Source organism: Xylanibacter ruminicola, assembly GCF_900142525.1.
Classification (GTDB): domain Bacteria; phylum Bacteroidota; class Bacteroidia; order Bacteroidales; family Bacteroidaceae; genus Prevotella; species Prevotella ruminicola_A.
Window position 1 is genome coordinate 1 of the sequence record NZ_FRBD01000046.1, and the last position, 3,709, is coordinate 3,709.

Annotated in this window: 3 protein-coding genes; all 3 read left to right on the forward strand. The window is 35.8% G+C overall.

Going from position 1 to position 3,709, the window contains the following annotated elements; genetic code table 11:
• Positions 1–231: DUF4842 domain-containing protein (locus BUB86_RS16760; RefSeq protein WP_139261748.1), on the forward strand; the 231-nt coding region annotated here is incomplete at its 5' end.
• 182 nt (positions 232–413) lie between these two features.
• Positions 414–2,282, forward strand: coding sequence for a DUF4842 domain-containing protein (locus BUB86_RS16765; RefSeq protein ID WP_073211862.1), 1,869 nt, complete (start codon positions 414–416; stop codon positions 2,280–2,282).
• Positions 2,283–2,465: 183 nt separating this feature from the next.
• A complete protein-coding gene (locus tag BUB86_RS16770; protein ID WP_073211865.1) occupies positions 2,466–3,605 on the forward strand; it encodes an AAA family ATPase in 1,140 nt (379 codons plus the stop codon).
• Positions 3,606–3,709 lie beyond the last annotated feature (104 nt).

Sequence of the window (3,709 nt, forward strand, 5' to 3'; positions counted from 1 at the left end):
AAGCAAGTCTACATCTATAACAAGACTCAAGACTATGATGTGAAGATGTCGCAGACTGGTGAGGATCCCCATGGTATCATGATTCCTTGTGATTTTAAGTATCCAATAGAGAAAACCTGTATTAAGGATGCATATTTGGAATTTAATAGCTGGGGCAATAATCCTGTATCATCTACCGATTGGTATATGAATCCTGTCGAAGGTAAAGTGATGAATGCTTTTACAAAATAACTTTCTTCTTTATATAGATTTTTGAAGCGTATGCAATCAGTTGCACACGCTTTCTGTTTTGTAATTAATGTTAATTATAGTGGGCGTATGGCTGATTTATAGAATTTTTCTCCTTGTTTATGAAATAAATTCGTAATTTTGCAAAAAATAAAGCAATATAATCAATTAAATATTTGAAACTTATGAAGAAGTTATTTACTTTAGCAATTATCGGATTAGTATTATCCGGCTGTTCAAAAGGTTTTGATATGCCAGAACCAACTCCTGAGCCAACTCCCACTCCTACTGATCCTACAGCTGATATTAAGGCCAATGTAGAGAAAGTATTTGGCGTAACATTTGCCTCAAATCATGATTGGAACTCAACAACTAATGGAACTGTTACACTTAAGTTCGACTCTTCTGTTAAGAAGGTTGCAGTACTTGCATCATTAAGCCTTACAAGTGATGAGGGAAATGCAAATTCGATGAAAGTACTCAATCAGGTAGAAACCAATAATCAAACATCAGTCAGTCTCAGTTATGATGCTCCTTCTGCCAATCAGGCACTTTATGCAGCATTCTATACAGCAAGTGGATGCGTGTTTAAGAAGATAGAAAGTAATACTGTAATAATGGATCAGGCTCCAGCTAAGGCTAGGACTAGGAGTGAGACTGAAGTTTATAGAATGCCAGAAGGAGATTTCGCCATAGGCAAAATTGAAGATTCTTGGGCTGCAAAGCGTAATTGGATTCCTGGTGAAAAGCTATATATGCTAGCTGATGATGATTATTCTCGTTTGAAGATGGATGCTCCAGCTTTATCTGATGAGTATATGCAGACATTCAGAGATATTATATTCTCCTACTTGCCAAACGGAAGATATATAAATGGTGTTTGGAATAATAATCTTCCAAAGGTTATGGCATTAGGATATACAGATGATAATGCTTATCGAGTAACTACAGGCACTGCTCCTATTGTTGTAACACCAGTATACAAGCGTGATGGATCACCTGATTACGGACGCGAAGTATATAATTCAGATTTGTACTATTATTATTTCAAAGAAGAGGCTTTTGATGCTGCTACAGATAAAGTCGCCTTTCTGCAGAATCTGCCAAAGTTTAAGTTGATTCCATTCAATATCCATTTTGGCCCAGATGAAGATGACGTGATAAGAAAAGATGCTGCATTTGCTGCTCTATACTTCGGTGATGGCACGCCAGATATTGGTACAAAGGGTAGCTTTATATTCCCTGCAGGCTATAGAATTGGATTTATGGTACGTGCCAAGACAACAACAGAAGCTCCAAATAAACAAGGCGAATTATATTTTGATGGACGTTTGAATACTAAAATCAATTCATATGGTAATTTTAAGTCTTCAAAACTTGGTGCAACCGATCCTCGTGCCACTTGGTTCAAACTTAACAACAGATTATTGCAACTCTGGGAATCAGGCACCGATGAAGACTTTAACGACATAATCCTTGAGATTGAAGGTGGTGTAGAAGATATTGATATCATACCAGAGTTTGAATATAATACATACACCTTCTGTTTCGAAGATAGAGAGATAGGTGACTATGATCTGAATGATGTGGTGATTAAGGCTACAAGAAAGAGTCCTACACAGGTTGAATACTCTATTGTAGCATGTGGCGCTTATGACAAGCTGTATGTAAGAAACATCAACGAAGGAAAGATTACCGACGATGCAGAGATTCATTCACTCTTTGGCGTAGGTCAGAATACATTTATTAATACAGAGAGTGGTGCGAACTATTATGAACCAATCACAGTTACCAAGACTATTGATGCATCATTCAGCTTCCTTAATGAAAGTACGCAACCATATCTGTTTGACGAGACTACAGGCAAGCAGGTAAAGCTCTCGAAGAAAGGTGAAGATCCGCATGGTATCATGATTCCGTATGCAGATTTCAAGTATCCATTTGAAAAGGTTTGTATTAAGGATGCCTACACTGAATTCAATAACTGGGGCCAGAATCCGGTAAACTCAACCGATTGGTATACTAAACCTGTATCTGGAAAGGTTTTTGAATAATACATTACATAAAATCCTATATAAATCGTGTGAAGTTCTCCGCTTCACACGATTTTTTTGCTTTTTATTTGCTTTTGTTTCCAAAAATCACTTCAATAATTGCCAAATAATGCTAAATAATTGCATAGATTCTATTTTATTGAAATTATAATTATTATATTTGCAATAAAAATCAGAGTTTGTATGAATGAAGTATATGTAAAGAACCCATTTGTAGTAGGAAAATACCTGTCTGATGAGTATTTTTGCGATAGAGTAGAAGAGACAAATTTTCTACGCAAACAGATTCAAAATGGTAGAAATGTAGCTTTGATATCACCTCGTCGTATAGGTAAGTCTGGCCTTATACAACATTTCTTCTGTCAAGATGATATTAAGGAAAACTATCATCTTTTCTTTGTAGATATATATGCAACTACATCATTAGCAGAACTTGTTTATACTCTCGGTAAAGAAATATATGAGCAGCTAAAACCACAACCAACAAAATGGAAGGAAAAGTTCTTTCAAACCATTTCTTCTTTCAGAATGGGTTTTAAACTTGATGCAATGACAGGTGCACCAAGTTTTGATTTGGGATTAGGGGATGTTCAGGCGCCACAAACTACTCTTGATGAAATTTTTGCATATATTGAAGAAGCTGATAAATCTTGTATAATTGCAATTGATGAATTCCAGCAGATAGGGGAGTATGCTGAAAAGAATGTTGAGGCCTTGCTTAGGACTAAGATTCAGAAGTGTACAAGAGCTCAATTCATATTCTCTGGTAGTAAACGTCATGTGATGAGCAATATGTTCAATTCGCCTTCAAAACCTTTCTATCAAAGTGCTATAAGTATGGGGTTGGAACCAATTCCTCTGAATGTATATTCTGATTTTGCCATCTGTCTTTTCGAAAAACGAGATAAACATATAGAACCTGCTGTAATTGAAAAGATTTGGAATCTATATGATGGTTATACTTGGTTTGTGCAGATGATGATGAATGAATTATTTGCATTAACAAAAGATGGTGATACTTGTAAAGAAGGTTTAATTGTTGGAGCCCAACATAATGTTGTTATGTCTCAGGAGGCAAGCTATATGGATTTACTATCAAGAATACCTCCTAAGCAGAAGGCTGTTCTTCAGGCTATTGCTAAAGAAGGTGTAGCCGTAAATATTACTTCATCGAAATTTATAAAAAAATACAACCTCAATTCTGCCAGTTCTGTCCAGTCTGCAGTCAAGTTGTTGTTAAAGAATGATCTGATAACACAAATAGATAATACCTATCGTGTTTATGATTACTTTTTTAAGGAATGGTTGGCTAAGGTGTATTAATTATTAATTTGGGTAGTGTAAGTTGAACTGTGTCAAGGCCATTTCCCTTATTATATTAACCTCAGATGGGGGACACGATTTTTAATCGTGTTTTCCAGATGAGG